This is a genomic window from Pseudomonas sp. Irchel s3b5 (assembly GCF_900187435.1).
Taxonomy (GTDB): Bacteria; Pseudomonadota; Gammaproteobacteria; order Pseudomonadales; family Pseudomonadaceae; genus Aquipseudomonas.
Genome location: NZ_FYDY01000012.1, coordinates 26247 through 46675, shown reverse-complemented (window position 1 = coordinate 46675; position 20429 = coordinate 26247). Strand labels below are relative to the sequence as shown.

Annotated in this window: 19 protein-coding genes and 1 tRNA gene; 9 read left to right on the top strand and 11 right to left on the bottom strand. The window is 54.1% G+C overall.

Translation table 11 applies throughout. From position 1 onward, the window contains the following. Positions 1 to 208 precede the first annotated feature (208 nt). Genes CKW15_RS14950 through CKW15_RS14940 form a run of 3 tightly spaced genes read left to right on the top strand, consistent with a single transcriptional unit; the run spans position 209 to position 3387 of the window. Complete coding sequence (locus CKW15_RS14950; RefSeq protein WP_095059117.1) at positions 209 to 1618, top strand: circularly permuted type 2 ATP-grasp protein; 1410 nt, start codon at positions 209 to 211, stop codon at positions 1616 to 1618. Positions 1619 to 1630: 12 nt separating this feature from the next. Beyond that, positions 1631 to 2581 carry an alpha-E domain-containing protein gene (locus CKW15_RS14945; protein ID WP_095059118.1) on the top strand — a complete coding sequence of 317 codons (951 nt, stop codon included), beginning with the start codon at positions 1631 to 1633 and terminating at the stop codon, positions 2579 to 2581. After that, on the top strand, positions 2578 to 3387 hold the full coding sequence (locus CKW15_RS14940) for a transglutaminase family protein (RefSeq protein ID WP_095059119.1): 810 nt from the start codon (positions 2578 to 2580) through the stop codon (positions 3385 to 3387). The genes CKW15_RS14945 and CKW15_RS14940 overlap by 4 nt, the downstream gene beginning before the upstream one ends. Before the next feature lie 88 nt (positions 3388 to 3475). Here CKW15_RS14940 and CKW15_RS14935 read toward each other — a convergent pair whose 3' ends face one another. Further along, complete coding sequence (locus tag CKW15_RS14935) at positions 3476 to 4282, bottom strand: cytochrome c (RefSeq protein WP_256580350.1); 807 nt, start codon at positions 4280 to 4282, stop codon at positions 3476 to 3478. 617 nt (positions 4283 to 4899) lie between these two features. Here CKW15_RS14935 and CKW15_RS14930 point away from each other — a divergent pair. The 3 genes from CKW15_RS14930 to CKW15_RS14920 all read left to right on the top strand — a co-directional run bounded on the left by CKW15_RS14930 (position 4900) and on the right by CKW15_RS14920 (position 9100). Next, positions 4900 to 6105 (top strand): acetyl-CoA C-acetyltransferase, encoded by a 1206-nt coding sequence (locus CKW15_RS14930; protein ID WP_095059121.1) that lies wholly within the window; start codon positions 4900 to 4902, stop codon positions 6103 to 6105. A gap of 25 nt (positions 6106 to 6130) precedes the next feature. Further along, positions 6131 to 8275 (top strand): 3-hydroxyacyl-CoA dehydrogenase NAD-binding domain-containing protein, encoded by a 2145-nt coding sequence (locus CKW15_RS14925; RefSeq protein WP_095059122.1) that lies wholly within the window; start codon positions 6131 to 6133, stop codon positions 8273 to 8275. A gap of 96 nt (positions 8276 to 8371) precedes the next feature. Then, a complete protein-coding gene (locus CKW15_RS14920; RefSeq protein WP_095059123.1) occupies positions 8372 to 9100 on the top strand; it encodes an amidotransferase in 729 nt (242 codons plus the stop codon). Between the two features lie 53 nt (positions 9101 to 9153). Here the strand turns inward: CKW15_RS14920 and CKW15_RS14915 are convergent, their stop codons facing one another. From CKW15_RS14915 to CKW15_RS14905, 3 genes are all read right to left on the bottom strand, one after another. Further along, positions 9154 to 10125, bottom strand: coding sequence for a magnesium and cobalt transport protein CorA (locus tag CKW15_RS14915; RefSeq protein ID WP_095059124.1), 972 nt, complete (start codon positions 10123 to 10125; stop codon positions 9154 to 9156). A gap of 155 nt (positions 10126 to 10280) precedes the next feature. After that, positions 10281 to 11003, bottom strand: coding sequence for a 1-acyl-sn-glycerol-3-phosphate acyltransferase (locus CKW15_RS14910; RefSeq protein WP_095059125.1), 723 nt, complete (start codon positions 11001 to 11003; stop codon positions 10281 to 10283). A 214-nt stretch (positions 11004 to 11217) separates the two neighbouring features. Then, the gene (locus CKW15_RS14905) at positions 11218 to 11907 is read right to left on the bottom strand and encodes a crotonase/enoyl-CoA hydratase family protein (RefSeq protein ID WP_095059126.1); all 690 of its coding nucleotides are present in this window, start codon (positions 11905 to 11907) and stop codon (positions 11218 to 11220) included. 308 nt (positions 11908 to 12215) lie between these two features. Here CKW15_RS14905 and CKW15_RS14900 point away from each other — a divergent pair. After that, positions 12216 to 12305, top strand: a tRNA-Ser gene (locus CKW15_RS14900). A gap of 309 nt (positions 12306 to 12614) precedes the next feature. After that, on the top strand, positions 12615 to 13409 hold the full coding sequence (locus CKW15_RS14895) for a short-chain dehydrogenase (RefSeq protein ID WP_095152351.1): 795 nt from the start codon (positions 12615 to 12617) through the stop codon (positions 13407 to 13409). A gap of 316 nt (positions 13410 to 13725) precedes the next feature. Here the strand turns inward: CKW15_RS14895 and CKW15_RS14890 are convergent, their stop codons facing one another. The 6 genes from CKW15_RS14890 to CKW15_RS14870 form a co-directional block, all read right to left on the bottom strand. Continuing rightward, on the bottom strand, positions 13726 to 14433 hold the full coding sequence (locus CKW15_RS14890; RefSeq protein WP_095152350.1) for a recombinase family protein: 708 nt from the start codon (positions 14431 to 14433) through the stop codon (positions 13726 to 13728). Positions 14434 to 14897: 464 nt separating this feature from the next. Next, entirely contained in the window at positions 14898 to 15647 is a 750-nt protein-coding gene (locus CKW15_RS28100; protein WP_143498445.1) for a hypothetical protein, read from the bottom strand. A 3-nt stretch (positions 15648 to 15650) separates the two neighbouring features. Beyond that, the gene (locus tag CKW15_RS14885) at positions 15651 to 16790 is read right to left on the bottom strand and encodes an AAA family ATPase (RefSeq protein ID WP_095152349.1); all 1140 of its coding nucleotides are present in this window, start codon (positions 16788 to 16790) and stop codon (positions 15651 to 15653) included. A 228-nt stretch (positions 16791 to 17018) separates the two neighbouring features. After that, positions 17019 to 17234, bottom strand: coding sequence for a hypothetical protein (locus CKW15_RS14880; protein WP_095152348.1), 216 nt, complete (start codon positions 17232 to 17234; stop codon positions 17019 to 17021). Positions 17235 to 17316: 82 nt separating this feature from the next. Next, on the bottom strand, positions 17317 to 18138 hold the full coding sequence (locus tag CKW15_RS14875; RefSeq protein ID WP_095152347.1) for a DUF4393 domain-containing protein: 822 nt from the start codon (positions 18136 to 18138) through the stop codon (positions 17317 to 17319). A 91-nt stretch (positions 18139 to 18229) separates the two neighbouring features. Continuing rightward, positions 18230 to 18496, bottom strand: a complete 267-nt coding sequence (locus CKW15_RS14870) for a helix-turn-helix domain-containing protein (RefSeq protein WP_095152346.1) — start codon at positions 18494 to 18496, stop codon at positions 18230 to 18232. A gap of 237 nt (positions 18497 to 18733) precedes the next feature. On the opposite strand from CKW15_RS14870, the gene CKW15_RS28095 reads away from it, so the two are divergent. After that, complete coding sequence (locus CKW15_RS28095) at positions 18734 to 19153, top strand: hypothetical protein (RefSeq protein ID WP_143498443.1); 420 nt, start codon at positions 18734 to 18736, stop codon at positions 19151 to 19153. A gap of 138 nt (positions 19154 to 19291) precedes the next feature. On the opposite strand, the gene CKW15_RS14865 is transcribed toward CKW15_RS28095, so the two are convergent. Next, entirely contained in the window at positions 19292 to 20284 is a 993-nt protein-coding gene (locus CKW15_RS14865) for a hypothetical protein (protein ID WP_095152345.1), read from the bottom strand. Positions 20285 to 20429: the final 145 nt, after the last annotated feature.

Here is a 20429-nt window from a genome sequence, read left to right as displayed (position 1 = left end):
GCCAGCAAGCCGGCTCCTACCGACTATGCTGGTCGTAGGCGTTCATCACGCCTTGTAATGGAGCGGGGGCGATCGGGTTGGGGTAATTACCGCACAGGATTGGTGCGGTGCATGCGTTGTGATTATCCAACCGATTGATATCAAAGCGTTTCTGCCGATGGCACGGGCCTTGCGAAGGCCTGCATGTCCGGGTGACAAGGAGTACGGCATGATCCGCACCTATTTTGATGAGATGTACGATGCCGGCGGCCAGGTCCGCCCGCATTATCGGGAGTTTGCCCGTTGGCTTGCCGAGACGCCTGACGAGCTTCTGGCACAACGGCGACGCGAGGCCGATCTGTTATTTCATCGCGCCGGGATTACATTCACGCTCTATGGGGACGAGCAGGGGACAGAGCGCCTGATTCCCTTCGACACCATCCCCCGCAGCATTCCCGCCAGCGAATGGCGGGTGGTCGAACGTGGCTGCATTCAACGGGTCAAGGCGTTGAACATGTTCCTCGCCGACCTCTACCACGAGCAACGCATCATCAAGGCCGGCATCATTCCGGCCGAGCAAGTGCTGGCCAACGAGCAGTATCAATTGGCGATGCAGGGGCTGGATCTGCACCGCGATATTTACTCGCACATTTCCGGCGTCGATCTGGTCCGTGACGGCGACGGCACGTATTACGTGCTCGAAGACAATCTGCGCACGCCCAGCGGCGTCAGCTACATGCTCGAAGACCGCAAGATGATGATGCGTCTGTTCCCCGAGCTGTTCGCGGCGCAACGCATTGCCCCTATCGATCACTACCCGAATCTGTTGCTCGACACCCTGAAAAGCTCCAGCCCTATCGACAATCCGAACGTGGTGGTGCTGACGCCGGGGCGCTTCAACAGCGCGTTCTTCGAGCACGCGTTTCTGGCGCGGGAAATGGGCGTGGAACTGGTGGAAGGCGCGGACTTGTTCGTGCGCGATGACAAGGTCTACATGCGCACCACCGACGGGCCGAAAGCTGTCGACGTGATCTACCGGCGCCTCGACGATGCATTTCTCGACCCACTGGCGTTCAACCCGGAATCGATGCTCGGCGTGCCGGGACTGCTGTCGTCCTACCGCTCCGGCAATGTCGTATTGGCCAATGCCATCGGCACCGGCGTGGCGGACGACAAATCGGTGTATCCGTTCGTCACCGACATGATCCGCTTCTATCTGGATGAAGAACCGATCCTGAAGAACGTGCCCACGTGGCAGTGTCGTAATCCCTCTGAGCTTTCCCACGTGCTGGCCAATCTGCCAGAACTGGTGGTCAAGGAAACCCAGGGCTCCGGCGGTTACGGAATGTTGGTGGGGCCTGCGGCGACGGCGGCGGAAATCGAAGCGTTCCGTGCGCGCATCATCGCCAAACCCCATGCCTATATCGCGCAACCGACGTTGTCGTTGTCGACCTGTCCGACGTTTGTCGAAAACGGCATCGCACCGCGCCATATCGACCTGCGTCCGTTTGTCTTGTCTGGCCGTGAAACCCGGGTCGTGCCCGGCGGTTTGACCCGTGTCGCGCTGCGTGAAGGCTCCCTGGTGGTGAATTCATCCCAGGGTGGCGGAACCAAGGACACCTGGGTGGTCGAGGAATGAAGGAAGCCTGACATGTTAAGTAGAACTGCCTCGGATTTGTATTGGATGTCGCGTTACCTGGAGCGGGCGGAAAACCTCGCACGGATGCTCGATATCAGTTATTCGCTGTCGCTGATGCCACAGGATGGCCGTGGCAACGGTCTGCACGAACTGGCGATGCCGCTGCTGATTACCGGCACCCTGGAGGATTACCTCGAACGCCACGGCGAACTGCATGCCGAACGGCTGCTGCATTTTTTCGCCCTGGATGCGGCCAACCCGGCGAGCATCTACAGTTGTCTCGGCGCGGCGCGGGCCAGTGCCCATGCGGTGCGTGGGCGAATTACTGCCGACATGTGGGAAAACATCAACGCGACCTGGCTGGAGATTCGCGGCATCGCCCAACAGGGGCTGAGCCGCTACGGCATGAGCCGTTTCTGCGAGTGGATCAAGGAACGTTCCCACCTGTTCCGAGGTGCGTCCTACGGCACCATCATGCGTAACGACGCGTTCCGTTTCATTCGCCTGGGGACGTTTATCGAAAGGGCCGACAACACGCTGCGACTGCTCGATGCCCGCTACGAAATGGCCGGTGATCAAGCGGAAGCGGTCAGCGATGGCACGGCTCACGCGTATTACCAGTGGAGCGCTCTGCTGCGGGCCTTGTCGTCATTCGAGGCATACACCGAAATTTACCGTGACGCGCCAGGCGCTCGGCATGTCGCCGAATTGCTGTTGCTGCGGGCCGACGTGCCGCGCTCCCTGCGCGCCTGCACTGAAGAAATCGACCAGATCCTCGCCCAGTTGCCAGGGGCCAATGGCCGTCCCGCACAACGGCTGGCCGCGGAAATGGACGCACGGCTGCGCTACACCGGCATCAACGAAATTCTTGACGAAGGCCTGCACGCCTGGCTGACCGAGTTCATCCCGCTGGTGCGCCAGTTGGGCAACGCCATTCACAGTTCTTACCTGGAGGCTGCATGAGACTTTCCATTAGCCACGAAACCACCTATCACTACGAGGATCAGGTGCGGGCGAGCATCCAGTACCTGCGACTGACACCCCACGACAGCGAGCGCCAGCATGTGCTCAGCTGGCAGCTCGATTTGCCGCGCCCGGTGCGTGCGCAACTCGATCCGTTCGGCAACATCCTGCACGTGCTGACCATGGATGAACCCCATGAGGCGATCATCATCGGGGCCCGGGGCCAGGTTGATATCGATGAATTGAGCGAGGCCGAGCATGAGAGCCAGTCCGCGCTGCCGTTCCTGCGATTCACCCGATTGACCGAAGCCGATGCTGCCCTGCGCGCATTCGCCGAGAAGGAGTGCAAGCAACGTCGCGATCGCACGGCACTGATCGATTTGATGCATGGGCTCAATCAGCACATGACCTATACGCCGGGCTCCACCGAGGTCGACACCAGCGCGGCCCAGGCCTTCGCCGGGCGCTCGGGCGTGTGTCAGGACCACACCCATGCGTTCCTGGCCTGCACCCGCAGCCTGGGCATTCCGGCGCGTTATGTGTCGGGGTATTTGTACAGCGAGAACTGCGAGCATCTGGCCAGTCACGCCTGGGCTGAAGCCTGGCTGGATGACGCGTGGTACAGCTTCGACGTGACCAACGAACTGGCCCGGCCGGAACGTCACCTGAAACTCGCTGTGGGCCTGGATTACCTCGATGCCTGCCCGGTCCGCGGCATGCGCCGTGGCGGTGGCTGCGAACAGATGCACGCCAAGGTACTGGTGTCACCGACGCCCGCGCCGGTGATTTCCGTGCAACAGCAATAACCTGACAGGTCACCCTCGTAGGCGCTGCCGCTGACTGCGATCTTTTGATACTAAAGATCAAAAGATCGCAGCCTGCGGGGGAGGTTGGTCAGGGTTGGATTTTGCGCCCCGCCATGTGTTTCAAATACCCCACCAACATCCCCAGGTCCTCATCCGGCAACACCTGCGTCGAGAACCCGGGCATCTTCGCCTGCGGCCACTGACGCAGACTCTGCGGATCACGGATGTAGCGCTTGAGGAAGTCCGCGCCGAAATACTCGGTCGGGTTGTACGGAATGTTCAGGTCCGGCCCGAACTGCGCATCCCCGGCACCGTTCAATCGATGACAGGCCAGGCAGTTTTTCTGAAACAGCGCAAAGCCCTTGTTCACCGGATCGTCCGCCTTCAACGCCGGATCGGGCAGCAGGGCAGGGAAGCGCTCCGCCACCGGGGCCATGCGCTTGATGCTGGCGACTTCGAACGGCCATTGCTCCGGGCTGATGTTGCCGGCCTGCGGATCGGTCCACACCAGGTAAAACGGCCCGGCGCTGTGTTTGCCTTCGGCCATGGGTGGCCACGGTTGTTTCGGGTCTTCAATCGCCAGCCAGGCCCGGGCACCCTGGGTATTGAGCAGCGGCGCGGCGGCCATCTCGGCGGCAAAGCCATCCAGCGCCACCGCTTGCAGATGATCGTCAGGCTTGATGCCAGTCAGCAACGCCGCCACCGGCACGGCGCGATAGCTCATGTTCCGTTTATAGGAAACGTCGTTGCTGATGTTGATGGTTTGAACTTGAGGATGCTTGAGCAGCGCCTCGGTTTGCCAGGTGCGACTGTTCGCGCCCAGCTCCAGATTCAGCTGTGCGGCCAGCAGGGGCGTGCCGAACAGCAAGGCCCCCAACGCAATAAGCTTTTTCAATGGATCGCCATCCCTGTCATGGAAGTGCCGCAAAGATTGGCACAGCCATGCTGGCCCGGGTAGCGAGCCAGTTACATTTTTATCTTGGCGATATAAAAAACCGTGGCGCCGAATGTTACGAACGACTAGCCGATCACCTTGGTCAGGTTCGGCAGAATCAACAACAACGTAGTGGCGAAAAGAATGAGCCCGGCTTGACGTACTTTTGATTGTTTGAACATGGCTTGACCGCCTTTATTGTTATTTCCTGATGCCTGCCTGCATTGCTCCGTATTGGCAGGACGATGCACTTCCTGTAACGACGAGCGCCTCGGCAAAACCCGACGACAACTTCGTACAAGTTCACCTTAGAGTCCGCGGCGCGCTTGGTTTAGATCCATTTCATATGGTGTTCGCAGAATTTGCTCTAAAAAAGGTATGAGGCCTATTGCCAGCTCCTTTGCCGCCCGTTGGCTAGACAGCTTGGCGTCCTGAAACGGTTAATCCGATAGCCGACTACCGTTCGTCTGAGCGTGAGCGTCAACGTCTGTGAGCGCTGCGGTCATTGAATCAAACCCGGCTCGGGCCAAGAGTGAGCATTCTGAATTTACTCACCTGCACTGCGGTTCGAGGACGTCATGACCCAAGCTTTGATATTCGACGCGTTACGCACGCCCCGTGGCAAAGGCAAGGCTGACGGCGCCTTGCACAGCGTCAAACCGGTGAACCTGGTCGCCGGTTTGCTCACTGCCCTGCAACAGCGGACCGCCCTCGATACCAGCCAGGTCGATGACGTGGTGCTCGGCTGCGTGACGCCGATCGGCGATCAGGGTTCCGACATTGCCAAGACCGCGGCCCTGGTGGCTGATTGGGACGTCAGCGTGGCGGGGGTGCAGATCAACCGGTTCTGCGCGTCGGGCCTGGAAGCGGTGAATCTGGGGGCGATGAAAGTGCGTTCCGGCTTCGAAGACCTGGTGGTGGTCGGTGGCGTCGAATCCATGTCGCGGGTGCCGATGGGCAGCGATGGCGGGGCGTGGGCGCTGGACCCGGCCACCAACCTGCACAGCCATTTCACCCCACAAGGGGTGGGCGCCGACCTGATTGCCACGCTTGAAGGCTTCAGTCGCCATGACGTCGATGCCTACGCGCTGCATTCCCAGCAAAAGGCCGCGCGGGCACGGGCTGATGGCTCGTTCAAAAAATCACTGGTGCCGGTGCAGGACCAGAACGGCATCATCCTGCTCGATCATGATGAATTCATCCGCGACGACTCGACGCTCGAAGGCCTGGGCAAACTCAAGCCGAGCTTTGAAATAATGGGGCAAATGGGCTTCGATGCCACCGCGCTGCGGGTCTACAGCCATGTCGAGCGGATCAACCACGTCCACACCCCCGGCAACAGCTCCGGGATCGTCGACGGCGCGGCACTGATGCTGATCGGCTCCGAGGCCAAGGGCCGGGCGCTGGGCTTGCAGCCACGGGCGCGAATCGTCGCCACGGCGGTCACCAGCACCGATCCGACCATCATGCTCACCGGTCCTGCACCGGCCACGCGCAAGGCACTGGCCAAGGCCAGGCTGCGGGTCGAAGACATCGACCTGTTCGAAGTCAACGAGGCCTTCGCCTCGGTGGTGCTGAAGTTCATCAAGGACATGGCGGTCGACCCGGACAAGGTCAACGTCAACGGTGGTTCCATCGCCATGGGCCACCCGCTGGGCGCCACCGGTTGCGCCATCCTCGGTACGTTGCTCGATGAGCTGGAAACCCGGCGCCTGCGCTATGGCCTCGCGACGTTGTGTGTCGGCGGCGGCATGGGCATTGCCACCATCATCGAACGCCTCTGAGCCCCGAATCCAAGGAAACGCATACATGACCGAAGCCATTCGTTACGAAAAGGGCCAGGACGGGATCGTCACCCTGACCATCGACATGCCGGGCCAGAGCGCCAACACCATGAACGCGGTGTATCGCGAGGCCATGGCTGACTGTGTCGCCCGCCTTGTGGCCGACAAGGAAAACATCGCCGGCGTGATCATCACCTCGGCCAAGAAAACCTTTTTTGCCGGCGGCGACCTCAATGAACTGATCAAGATTGGCAAACCCGAAGCCAAAGCCTTCTACGGCAGGGTGTTGACCCTCAAAGGTCAGTTACGCACCCTGGAAACCCTCGGCAAACCAGTGGTCGCGGCCATCAACGGCGCGGCGCTCGGCGGAGGCTGGGAAATCTGCCTCGCCTGTCATCACCGGGTCGCAGTGGACAATTCGTCAGTGCAGCTCGGCCTGCCGGAAGTGACCCTTGGCCTGTTGCCGGGCGGCGGCGGGGTGGTGCGCATGGTGCGCATGTTGGGCCTCGAAAAAGCGCTGCCGTATTTGCTCGAAGGCAAGAAAGTACGGCCGCAGCAAGCGCTGCAGGCGGGATTGATCGATGAACTCGCGGCAGATGGCGAAGAGTTGCTGGCCAAGGCACGGGCCTGGATTCTCGCCAATCCTGCGGTCGTGCAACGTTGGGATGTGAAGGGCTATCAGATTCCCGGCGGTACGCCGTCGAACCCGAAAGTGGCGCAAATGCTGGCTATCGCGCCGTCCATCTTGCGCAGCAAAACCCAGGGCACGCTGCCCGCACCGGAGAAAATTCTCTGCGCGGCGGTCGAGGGCGCCCAAGTGGATTTCGACACCGCACACTTGATCGAAACCCGTTACTTCACCGAGTTGACCACCGGCCAGGTGTCGAAAAACCTGATCGGCACCTTCTGGTTCCAGCTCAACGAAATCAACGCGGGCGGTTCGCGGCCTCAGGGGCATGCCCCTTATGTCACCCGTAAAGTCGGCGTGCTCGGCGCCGGAATGATGGGCGCCGGTATCGCGTTTGTCAGTGCCTCGGCCGGTATCGACGTGGTGCTCAAGGACATCAACCTGGCAGCGGCCGAGAAGGGCAAGGCGCACTCGGCGGCGTTGCTGGATAAAAAAGTCGCTCGCGGACAGATGACCACCGAACAACGAGACGCCGTGCTTGGCCGTATCCAGCCCAGCGAAAGCGATGCTGACCTGAGTGGCTGCGATCTGGTCATCGAAGCCGTGTTCGAGGATCGTGAGCTGAAGGCCAGGGTTTCATTGGCGGCGCAGAAAGTTGTCGGTGCGGACGCCGTGATCGCTTCGAATACCTCGACCCTGCCGATCAGCGGCCTTGCCACGGCCGTGCCGGACCCAAGCAAATTCATCGGCCTGCATTTCTTCAGTCCCGTGGAAAAAATGCCATTGGTGGAGATCATCAAAGGCGCCAACACCAGCGATGAAACCCTGGCCCGAGGCTTCGATTTCGTCCTGCAAATCAAGAAGACCCCGATTGTGGTCAACGACAGTCGCGGCTTCTTCACTTCACGGGTGTTTGGCACTTTCACCAACGAAGGCATCGCCATGCTCGGCGAAGGCGTCAGTGCGCCGATGATCGAGACTGAGGCCCGCAAGGCCGGCATGCCTGTCGGGCCTCTGGCGATCTCCGACGAAGTTTCCCTCAGCCTCATGAGCCATATCCGCGCGCAAACCGCCAAAGACCTGCAGGCAGAAGGGAAACCGCTGATAGAGCATCCGGCGTTCGCCGTGATTGACTTGCTGCTCAATGAATACAAGCGTCCGGGCAAGGCCGCTGGAGGCGGTTTTTACGAGTATCCGGCGAGCGGGCAAAAGCATCTGTGGCCGGAGCTGAAAACCCGCTTCGAAAAAGCCGATGGGCAGATTTCGCCAAAGGATGTACGTGATCGCCTGTTGTTCGTGCAGGCCATCGAAACCGTGCGCTGCGTGGAGGAGGGCGTGCTGACTTCGACGGCGGACGCCAACGTCGGCTCGATCTTCGGCATCGGTTTTGCCGCATGGACGGGCGGTGCATTGCAGTTTATCAACCAGTACGGCGTGCAGGACTTCGTTGCCCGAGCGCAGTATCTGGCCAGGCAATACGGCGAGCGCTTCGCGCCGCCTGCGCTGTTGCTCGAAAAAGCCGCAAAAGGAGAGCCGTTCTAAAGGGTGTGATGGTGCATTTCGGGGCTTGCCTTGGCACCGTGTTTCGAGGCAGGCTCTGGGGTGTGCATTATTCCCATCACGTGTCAGGTATTTTTTATGTCGTTACGCATCTGCATTCTGGAAACCGACAACCTGCGTCCGGAATTGGTCGACCAATATCAGGGCTACGGGCAGATGTTCAAACACCTGTTTTCGCAGCAACCCATTGCTGCTGAATTCACGACCTACAACGTGGTTCAGGGCGACTATCCCGATGATGAGCAGACCTTCGACGCCTATCTGGTGACGGGCAGCAAGGCCGACTCCTTCGGCACCGACCCGTGGATCGAAACCCTCAAGGCCTACCTGCTGACCCGCTACGAGCGTGGCGACAAACTGTTGGGCGTGTGCTTTGGCCATCAATTGCTGGCGCTGCTGTTGGGTGGCAAGAGCGAACGCGCGACCCAGGGCTGGGGCGTCGGCACGCACAACTACAAACTGGCTGCCAAGGCGCCGTGGATGAACCCGGTGCGTGAAGAGCTGACCTTGTTGATCAGCCACCAGGACCAAGTGACCTCACTGCCGGAAAACGCCACGGTGATCGCCTCCAGCGATTTTTGCCCGTTTGCCGCGTACCACATCAACGATCAGGTGCTGTGCTTCCAGGGCCATCCGGAGTTCATTCATGACTACTCCCGGGCATTGCTGGAAATTCGCCAGCAGGCGCTGGGCGAGCAGGTTTACTCGAAAGGCATCGCCAGCCTGGAGCAGGAACACCACGGCACAACGGTTGCCGAATGGATGATGCGGTTTGTGGCGCACAAGCCGGCAAACCAAGCTATTTAACAGGCGCAACCTCACCTGTGGTGAGGGAGCTTGCTCCCTCACCACAAAGTCTGTCAGAGCCACCCTGACTTCTTGAAGCTCGCCCACAAACTCACACACCCCACGGCAATAAATCCCAACACGGCGAAATATCCGTAGTGCCAGGTCAACTCCGGCATGTTCTGGAAGTTCATCCCGTAAATCCCCGCCACCGCTGTCGGGAACGCCAGAATCGCCGCCCATGCGGCAAACTTGCGTTGCACCACGCTCTGACGTGACGCCTCTAGCAAAACGCCGACCTCGATGGTCTGGCTGGCAATGTCCGCGAGCGTCGTAAGGTCTTCCATCTGCCGCGTGACATGAATCTGCACATCACGAAAATACGGGCGCATGTTCTTGTCGATGAACGGAAAGCTCAGCTTTTGCAATTCCTCGCCGATCTCCACCATCGGCGCTGCAAATCGGCGCAAGCGCAACACATCGCGGCGCAGGCTGTGGAGTTTTTGAATGTCGTGCTCGTTCAGGGAACTGCTCATGACATTGCGTTCCAGCTCGTCGATTTCCCCATGGATCGCTTCGCCCATCGGCTGGTAGTTTTCAATCACGAAATCGAGGATGGCATAGAGAACGAAATCTTCCCCGTGTTCGAGCAATATCGGACGCGCCTCACAACGCTGTCGGACAGACGCGTAGGACGCCGAATGACCGTTGCGCGCAGTAATGATGTATCCATTGCCGGCAAAGATATGCGTCTCGATGAACTTGAGTTTGCCGTCCTCCCGTATTGGTGAATACGTGACGATGAACAGCGCATCACCAAAGGTTTCGAGTTTTGGTCGACTGTGTTTTTCCAGAGCGTCTTCGATGGCCAGTTCATGCAGGTTGAACTGGCGTTGCAGATTGAACAGCTCCTCTGCATTCGGCTCTTCGAGGCCGATCCAGACGAAGTGCCCCGGCTTTGCAGCCCAGGCCGCGCCTTCGTCGAGGGTGATATCAGTGACTTTCTTACCCGCGCTGTAAACGGCAGCAGCAACAACTCTACCCATGGTTTTGATTCACTTATTGGTAGCTCTTATGGTTATTGTTTATTTCTAAAGGCGCTCAGCTTAGCCTTCTGCTCCTTGAGAGTCAGTGAATTCTGCCGAGTTCGCCAGCATAAGTTTGCAGGCAAAAGAAAACCCGCACTGGGCGGGTTTTGTTTTCAGGCGGCTTGCAGTTGCCGGTCCATCGATTCGATGCATTCGCGCATCTGTTCACGGCACTGGGCGATCAACGTCGGCATGTCGTCCAGGCTCAATCCAGCGGTAGGAATAGCCGGCAGCGAGCGAATCAGAATTTTCCCACTGTGCCAGCGGTTCAGTCGCATGTGCTTGACGTAACTGCTGACACACACCGGCACGATCGGCACTCCGGCAGCGATGGCCATCTGGAAGGCGCCTTTCTTGAACGGCAGCAACTCCTCACCCAGATTGCGCGTGCCTTCCGGGAACACCCAGATCGAGGTGTCTTCGTTTTGCAGGGTGTGGGTGGTGGTCAACATCGACTGGCGAGCTTTTTGCGCATTGCCACGGTCGATCAGTACGTTGCCGGCCAGCCAGAACAATTGGCCGAACAGTGGAACCCATTTCAGGCTCTTTTTGCCGATGCACACGGTACGGCGGGGCACCACGTTGCCGAACACAAACAAGTCATAGTTGGACTGATGGTTGGCGATGATCACGCAGCTCTCGGGCTTATCCAGCAACGGCCCGACTTCAGCTTTCACCCGCAGGCGCAAAATGCACATGGCCGGCCATGCATAGAGGCGCGCGCACAGGCGGCTATTGTCCGGATTGAACGGTCGGCACAGGCCGAGCATCACGCCCAGTACACCCGCCACAATAAAGTGCAGACCCATCAATGACATACGCAAAACAAACAGCATTTGCAGGCCCCACCGGGACAAAAGGTGGCGCAGTGTACGGATGTGCACTGTTTTCGGCAATTGCCGTTACAGATGTAGGAGATGGCCGATGTTTGTGCGTATGTTTCCGACTTGTTGGTCAGATGCAGCCTAGAGCGGTTACAGACATTTAACTGCGTTATGTACGAAAAAGCCCGACACGACGGTCGGGCTTTTCGTTATCGCAGCAAAGGACTCAGCCCAAATGCTCCTGGTCCTGAATGATTGCGCTATCCAGGGTCTCCAGCAGCGCTTTGCGCACTTTCAACTTGGTATTTTTATGGGCAGTCATGTTGATTTTCTTCAACTGACGAGCTGCCGCCAACGCAGCCCCCTGAAGCTCCTCGGCCGACACCACGACGTCGAGGAATCCAGCATCCACGGCGCTCTGCGGATTGAACATCTCACCGTTGATCACCGAGCGATGGAATGCCGACTTGCGCAGGCGATCACGGGCCAACTCAATACCGGCGTGGTGCATGGTCATGCCGATCTGCACTTCGTTCAGGCCAATGCTGAAGGCGCCGTCGACACCGATGCGGTAGTCGGCCGACAACAGCAAAAACGCGCCCTTGGCCACGGCATGCCCAGGGCATGCGACGATCACCGGGAACGGGTGCGAGAGCAGGCGGCGGGCCAGCGTCGAGCCGGAGGTCACCAGGGTCACCGCTTCCTTTGGCCCGGACGTCATCACCTTCAGGTCATAACCGCCGGACAGAATGCCTGGCTGACCGGTAATGATCACCACCGCACGATCAGCCACAGCCTGATCCAGCGCAGCGTTAAACGCAGCAATCACGTCCGGGGAGATGGCATTGACCTTGCCATTGCTCAAGGTCAGGGTCGCGATACCGTCTTCGAGATGGTAAGAAATCAACTCACTCATGACGCTAATCCTTTTAGTAAAGTTGCGCAGACGTTACCCACCGTCGCAGGCCAGGTAAAGCGCCGTGACTGACCCGCCAGTCACCCTTTTCCCGCCCGCCGAGCGTAGTCCGCCGTGCTGGCTGCCGATTTCCCTCTATATAGAAGAAGGCGCGAAGCCGGAGATTGGCCGGTTTGCCATGGGCCCAAGCAGGGGGAAACACCAGATTGCGTTAACCACATGAAAATTCTGAAAAAAATGTTTGCCATCGGAAATGCTTTCGACTACATTAGCGCGCCTCGACAGACAGAACATGTTTGAAGAGATACGGTGAAGTGTCCGAGTGGCTTAAGGAGCACGCCTGGAAAGTGTGTATACAGGAAACTGTATCGAGAGTTCGAATCTCTCCTTCACCGCCAAATTCAGAAAACCCCTGTAATTCAATGAGTTACGGGGGTTTTTCTTTTTCAATTGTACTACTCAATTGTACTACTCATCATCTTCCGTCCTCCATCAGCGTGATGGACTCCTTCGTCGTCCGCGTTTTCTTCGTCCTTCTCGCCAATCCCCTCGATAGCCACCGTCGGTCAGTTCGTAAATTGAAAGTCACGAGCGATCAATAATCGTGTCACCAGCTCTGGCGTCCCTGCCCTAGATGGACAGGATTCGTGCAAGCCGATAATGTCGATGGGATACGCTTTCCATCTTGCCATTTAGAGCCAGCCTGCATGACCGCACAGACGCCACCCACGAAAAAAGAGTTCTGTATCGACTATCCCTTGTACGAGCAATATACCTTTGCTGAAGAGCACCTTCAGGCAGGCTGGAACGTTTTGTTCTCCCAAGAGCCAATCGACACGTACTGCCCGGAATGTAATGCACACAGCATTTTCCATCAGCATATTACCGGGAGTATCCTTACTTCCGCTTCCTCATGGGTGGGAAGCAGGCGTTTGGGCGTCTTGCTCAGATGCTCTCGGGATACGGACCATCAACTGTATTTCCTGTTCGACATTGAGGGCAGGACGATGCAGAAAATTGGTCAGCACCCGTCGCTTGCGGAACTCAATACTTACGATGTGCGTCAGTACTCTGCTGTGCTCTCTAAAGCGGACTTCAAGGAATTAACCAAAGCTATCGGTTTGGCTGCACATGGTGTTGGGGTTGGCTCGTTTGTCTATCTAAGGCGGATTTTTGAGAACCTTGTAAATGCTGCATACCAGATCGCAAAATCCGATAGCGGTTGGGATGAAGCGGCATATCAAAGTGGGCGGATGGCAGAGCGGATACAACTGTTGGAGGGTCACCTTCCCGAGTTTCTTGTGGAAAATCGCTCGATGTACAAAATTCTTAGTAAGGGCGTACATGAGTTGACCGAGGATGAGTGCTTAGCGGCGTTCCCAGTCGTAAAGATGGGGATCGAGCTAGTCCTTGATGAGAAGCTGGTCGCGGCGGCGAAACAACGAAAGCTAGAGCAAGCCACGAAGGCAATTCACGGCCTAGTCAGCAAAGCAGGCGCTTAGGCTCGCTCCGGTACAGGCAGGTAGATCGCTGATTTCTTTTCTTCAGAGTGTTCCCTGCACGAAAACCCATCCCCCGCGCCGCGAGAAGTGAGCAACTTCGATGTTGCTCTGACTCTCAGCCAGAAAAATAAGACCGGGCGTTCCTGTGCGAACTACCCCGCCGCCCAGAATTTTATGGGCGCTTTTCAGGAAGAGGGGGGTGGGGTCATTCTGGAAACGGTCGCTCACTCAGTATCGCTTAACACTACACGGATTGGGTCACCAGAAAGCTGTGCTTTTGACAAATAACCCTAGGCCGCTGGAAGCTCTCACAGCCTCAGAATGAGACGTTGAAAGCCAGCATCAGACGACGTACTGCCGTAGGTGTGAACTTGCTGCCACGAGCGGTACGCAAGCCTTTGGAGTTGAGGCAATCGGCTACTGACTGAAGCGTATTAACCTTGTTGTAAAGGCAGGATTCAAGGTGGGGTTTGATGGCCGCTTGATGCGCGTTCACGTTCTTCATTCGTTGATCATTGGCAACCGTGATATCAGCAACTGCACGGCCTTTGGCGAGTGCGTCAGACCTGTTCTGAACCTTCTGCACCGCAACTGCATCACCATCGTCAGCACGCTTCTGAAGGGACGCCAGAGCCTCACGGGTACGGCTTGCAATGAACTCTCGCTCTTGCTGGGCCAAGGCTGCGTACAGGTGCAGTTCAAACGTCTGGGCTTGGGGCATGGTTGCCACCTTAAACTTGGTAGTCTTCATCAAGCCTGCAATGTGGTGAACATCGCGACTCAGACGGTCAAGCTTGGCAACTACCAGTTGTGCTTTCAGCTCCTTGCACAGAGCCAGTGCCTTGGCTCCTTCAGGGCGATCCTCAATTGCCAGCTTTCCCGATACAACGTCGATGAACTCGCCAACAATCTCCCAGCCATTCTGGTCAGCGGCACGAGTGATGTAATCGCGTTGAGCATCCAAGCCTAGACCTGAATCTCCTTGGCCCTTCGTTGACACTCGGATGTAAGCGACGACTTTCATTTTGCTGATCCTAGTGAGCTGACTGTGGGTTCATTGTCAGGCTGAACCCCGCATTTGTCAATTGGCAGAACGACCATTCTTGCAAATGATAAATATCAAAAAAGCCGTCATTTTGGAATAAGAAGGGATGCAAGGTACTGGTGCACTGTCATCAAGCTGGAATCGGTTTAGTCCCACTCTCACGCCATCGATGTAACCCCTCCCGTAAGGAAGCCGAAGTTGCCTTCTTCGTTTTCACAGCAGTCACTGACAGCGCCGTCAGCAATACTAGTGAGGGCTGCTCTGTGCCAGAAAGGTCAGTTCGCCTGTAGGCGTAGATGTAATGTGGCTAGGCTTGTAAGTTTAGAGGGATCGGCTTCCTGCAAAATTGTTATTAATGGTGCTGCATAAGTTTTGTTGGCTTTGGCTTTGGCTTGATGGCGAAGCTCGCTAAGGAGGGTCCCTAGCGAGCTGTTAGAGGTCATCTATTTTTCAAATGCACGGGCGACGTTTGAGAAAATTTCATTTATCGCGGCTCCTCGATTTAGCCCGACAACTTCGATTAGAGATTTTTCATTGTGTCGTGCAGTTCGTTTTTTATGCCCTAAGCGCCTACAAAGTATTTTCATTAAAGTCTTGCCTCTCAATAACTTGTGGTAATCCGAGAGGATTCTTACTCTCATTTGATCGGGGTAAGTCTCTCCCGCTTCAAGTGATAACTGTGCTGCCATTTCGACCTGGTTATCCAACAAGTGTTCTGGATGCAGCGAGACATTTGTAGATGGGTTCGTCGTATGGCGTGTAACCGCTAAGGCATACCATCTAATATATCGCTCTATCTCTGAATTAAATATGTTGGATTCATCAGGTAGAAGGTAAGTTAATAAATTTCCATCCACAAATACGTCGTTCTCAATGGAGTAGCCAGTAGTAAATATCAAGCTGTGATGTTGATATTGTGGCGGGACTCCTGTGATCACCCATATATCTTTGTCTGCGATGAATGCGACGGCAGCGTTGGGTGGAAGTTCACTTCGTCTATTAAATAGTTCCAGGATGGTTGTTCTTCCACCTACGGGGAGGATTGATAATCCAAGGGATGAGTGTGCGTACTCTAAGTGCCTAAATACTAGAATATCATCGCTCCCCTCAATAAGAACGGTGGGAAGCGAGGTGCGTTTCAGGGTTGCCAATATTTCATCTGAGGACATTGTTATTTTTGAAGAGTTAGCCACTGCTTATTCCTCTCCTCTGTCACCATTTAATAGTATCTCTTTGTCTGGGTATTTTGCATAGATAAAGGGGGAGTGAGTGGCAATGATGAATTGATTGCCTGTTTGCTGGCTTTGAAGCAGTGTGAATAGTTGTCTTTGCCAGTCTACGTGTAAGCTTAGTTCTGGTTCGTCGATGATAAATACGCTGTTTTTGTAGAAGGCGTTATAGCAAATAAAGCTCAGCATCTGCTTTTCGCCTGCTGAGAGGTCGTCTGAACTTATAGCGTTTGCAGCATCGCCAAAGTTAAGTCGTTGTCCAAATTTGATTCCTGCGTGCTTAAATAGTCGCTCAACCAGAGAGGTGATCGCGGCTAAAGGGGACATGATCTCTTCCCGGCTAACTTCAATGCTTTCAACTAGTTGCTTGATATTTTCAAGGATTCCTTCGTTCTCCTTCAAAGCTCCTTGAAGTTCGCTGGTATTAGAGTTTTCCTGTTTTTCAACTTGATCTGTTTTATAGCTTTTTATAATTTGTATGATTTTTTGCGAAATTTCTTGTTGGAAAATGTTGGACTCTTCAGATAAATCTGTATATTGCCGTAAAAGTAGCGACACGATATCAACGGTAGAGATTGCTGAAACAAAAACATGAGGCTCGTTTGTAAGTTTTTTTGATAGTGCGACTAAAGCTTCTTCGACTTCGTTTTTTGCCGAGAGGCGATTGCTTCGGTGTGAGGCGTTAAGAGTGAATCCGCCCTCAATGCGTCTGAAAGTCGGCAAGAAAACAGACGATCCTAATGCTTTAAGTTTTTCGTCTAACTTGTCCTCTGCAAAACTAGAAAAAGTATTTCCATCATCATCATCTGAGTCGTCTTCAAACAGATATGACTGGCCATCCTGCTCAAACTCAATTTTGCACGTGGCTTTTGAAATGCGATGAACTACGCATGAATACAAATCGGTTTGGAGGAGTATTCTGGTAAATTTTACTTCCTTTAGTGCGAGTAGTGTATTGCCGCTAATTATGTACCAAATTAACTTCATTAGTGTTGTTTTACCTGCGCCATTCCTTCCTGTGATGATGTTTAAGTCTGAGTTGAAGTTTATCTCTAATTCACCCTCTTGGCCTAGCAAGCCGTGAACAATAACCTTTTGTAGTTTCACAATATATCCTTAAATGGTGCTGTAGAGAAAAATATTCAGTTTTGGTGTTTTGGTTTGAGTCGCTCGTTGTCCTACGGGCCACAAAAAATTTGGGAATAACAATTGTAATGATATTGTTGGTCGCATTGACTTTAGATGCAGCGATTCTATGGTGGCGGTGATGCCTTCCATGCGCATCTCCAGAAGGTTGCGATACCCTCGATCCATAGAGTTGATAAAGGCCATAGTCTATTGCCTCAGTTTCATAATTCCAGCGGTGATGGCGGACGCGTTCGCATCGAGAGTTTCCAATGCGGTGACGGCGTTTTCATGGGTTTCGCTTGAACCACAAGCTTTAGCCCATAGGGCTACTTCTTCGATTGCTGCGGCTAAGGCGTGCTGGTTGTGCAGTAGAAGGGTTAGCACGTCGGCTGTGGCGATGTTGGCATCTATGTTGTTTGGCATGGCTGTCGTCCTTGAGGGGCAGCTCAAATCGTAGACCAACTCGGGACTGCCGACACAATTACCATTGGCCCCCAAATAGTTATTACACGCGAGTTATTACGCAGGCACTTCCAAATTGCCTTCCCAAGCTCGTAACTTTTACTGCGCCTCTATTTAATTTCCATACCAAATCGGGTGACTGATTTATTTTTTGCTGGTGTGCTTTCACCTGTGGTGAGTTCTCCAGCTCTGCGTATAGCGTGGTATCAGAATAGGTATAGCCGGTTGGGATTTCTGCTAGGCCGAGCCGGCATAGGTTATCAAGGTATGACGGCACCGAATCGGGAAGCTCTAGCTTCGCCATACCTCCAAGCAACGAGACGTTAACCGCCACCTCGTATCCGCCTCGTGCTACTTCTTTGTGGTTGGCCCTAATCGTAACGAGCGGAAACGGCATTGGCTGTAGAATAAGGGCGATAAGCTTTGCCTCATCGGGAGTGAGTTGCTTGATGATTTCTACGAAAGCAGGGTGAGCCCCGGATGCGGTACTCTTATCCATTGCAGCGGCGAGAAGGTTCGCGTACATGTCACTCAGCGACTCTTCATGCCCTGTAAATCGCAAGGCTTCGATAGCAGGTCCAGCCACATTTGGCTTTGGAGTGATGATGTCTTCAGGCGGGACGTTCTTCAAGCGGTCAGCAAGCTTGGTAGACAGAAACACTTGGATATTTTCGAATCCCCAAACCAAGCCACTGACAGGGGAAAGAGCCATGTTAATAGCCTTACCCACTGTCTCCAACGATTTACCAAGCTGCTTCGCCACAGGTTGAACCATGTCCTCGTATACCGGAACTGCCTTAACCAAGCCGGTTACCGCGTCGATTGTCTCTTTGACCTTGTTGTCACCACCCGACTCTTCGCCCATTGCTCACCCCTGATCCCTGTAATGACTTTGTAGTCCAGAATGCCATGACCACGGCTGGCCAGACAAAGGAATTGCCGCCCCATCAATAAAATCAGTGAGCTTCCGTACTGTCATCTGCTGACAATGACCTCTCAAACTCTTCGATAAGGTCTTGCAAACCAATCCCCAGGACTTCACACAAGTCGCGAAGCTGCACGATGTCCAAGCGACGTGTTCCACTTTCAACATCACTCATGAAGGACTGTGGACGCTCCAGAGCCTTTGAGCACTGGGCTTGAGTCAAGCCAGCTGCGTTCCGGTACTTCTTCAACAGCGCCAAAAGCACCGCGTGTTCGCGTCGATAGATCGTCTTGGGCATGGTCGGCTGGCTGTGGTTGGGCAGCCTACAAACTTATATCCGGTTTTCAGATATCTGAATTTGGGATATGCTGCTCAATCAGAATTCAGTCCAAGCCGCTGCCTGATCAGCACTGCCAAGCAGTTATGCGATATCAGAACCGATATACCAGTGAGCACCATTTACTCTTCACAACGGAGCTCTGAAAACTCTGGCTGGAGATGACAGAACCACTAACCGAAACATGGGATGCATAATATGCAGTCAATAAAAACATTAATTTTCTCTACTGTAACTTTCTTTGGTGTTGCTGGAGTTTCAGTTGCTCAGGCTCAGACTACTATTGGCTATTACCGAACGTGTGCAAATTACAACCCAGACTACCAAGAAGTGTATGATAACTCTCAAGCTCTTCCATTCATTGAGCGTCGCGGTGATGATCTAACTAAGTATCTTCGCGACAGCGGATGTCGTAAGCAAATCATTAGAGCCGTAGATATTATTAGAGACCATAACAAAATGTGCGTTATTTCTCGTCATCCTGATTATGATGCCTATCAACGTACCTTAATTGACTACCTAAAAGGAGATAGCTTCCAGAGTAATGACGCGCTGATGAATACTTCGATTGAAGCGGTTGCTCCAGAAATCATGAAGCATGTACTAAAGTGCTCGTAACTCCCACCGGCCTGAACGCCATCGGCTGGCTTGTGGCATGGGTTATTAGGGGGTTTCGCGATAAGACTTCCTGAAGTGATAACAATATCTTGTAGCGTGATAATGAATGCAGCGCTCATTGAATTAAAATTTGTACTGCTATGAGACCTGTGGCTGACTTAAAAGGTGCTTATTTTCTTCAATGTCGTAAATGTGTCGGGGGAATAAATGAGTATTTGAACATTTATGCTCAATCAAACACATATCCAGACTAGTGGCCTTGATAATGTAATTTTTTGTACCTTTTATTTTTTCGGGGATACCATAAACATAAATAAATGCAGTTTTGCTACTTGATTTATAGGTTTTTGCTAACTCAATATTTGTGTTTTCTAGCATTTGGTTGTAATAGAGTAGCTTGCGTTGGTCTTTAAGAAGCAGAGCATTATCTATGTCGATCAGCACTCTATAAATGTCGCCACCAATCCGAAAGCCTCTGCAAAATCTGATCAGCAAGTTGTCGGTGGAGCCAATAACTTCTCCTAGTCCACAATATATTAGACCGTCTTTCTTCTCTGGAAGGTTGTTGTCAATGATTCTGAGGAATGTATTGAGAGTGACCGCTCGCCCGTTGATGAATAGTTCTTTGTACTTGCTTCGCACCCTATGGAGCAGATCACTAATAGAATAAATATTGTTGTTTGTTGGCTTGTTGCTGACTTGATCAGTGCTTGTGGGTTTTAATTTTCGAATATCCGTGGCTTCGTCGAAGTCTGATGGAGATAAAGGTGTCTCGATGGTGCGAGTAAAAAATCCGGACGACCTACTTGTGTTGAATATGTAATTGCTTTCGTCTGACAATATATTCCTAGATTGTCTTGGCTTATCTGTAGGGATTACCCCTACCTTCTTTTCTTCAATATTATGCTTGCATCCTTTGATGTGAGGCTTGGATGATTTTTTAGCTGTTCTGAAGTAAGGCGGGACTTTAGGTTTTTTATTTTCAATGTTTACGAAGGTATATTCTGCTCTGCACTTTTCATCCAGGCATGCGAAGTCATTCTTATGGGTGATGACGCCTTGTTTGTAATACTTCTCCGCCTCCAAGGCAGACACTTCCCTGTCTAGGCTGATGCAAAATACGCGATCCATCAATAAAATCCCTTCGGTGAGAAAGTCAATGTGCTTGGTCTTTCTGTTTGTGAGCGATCACCTTGATGCACCCATCATATCAGGCAGAATATTGCGAAAGAAAGCCTGCTCGTATCTTGGGGTTCTCTATATGCTGGCCAGCTGA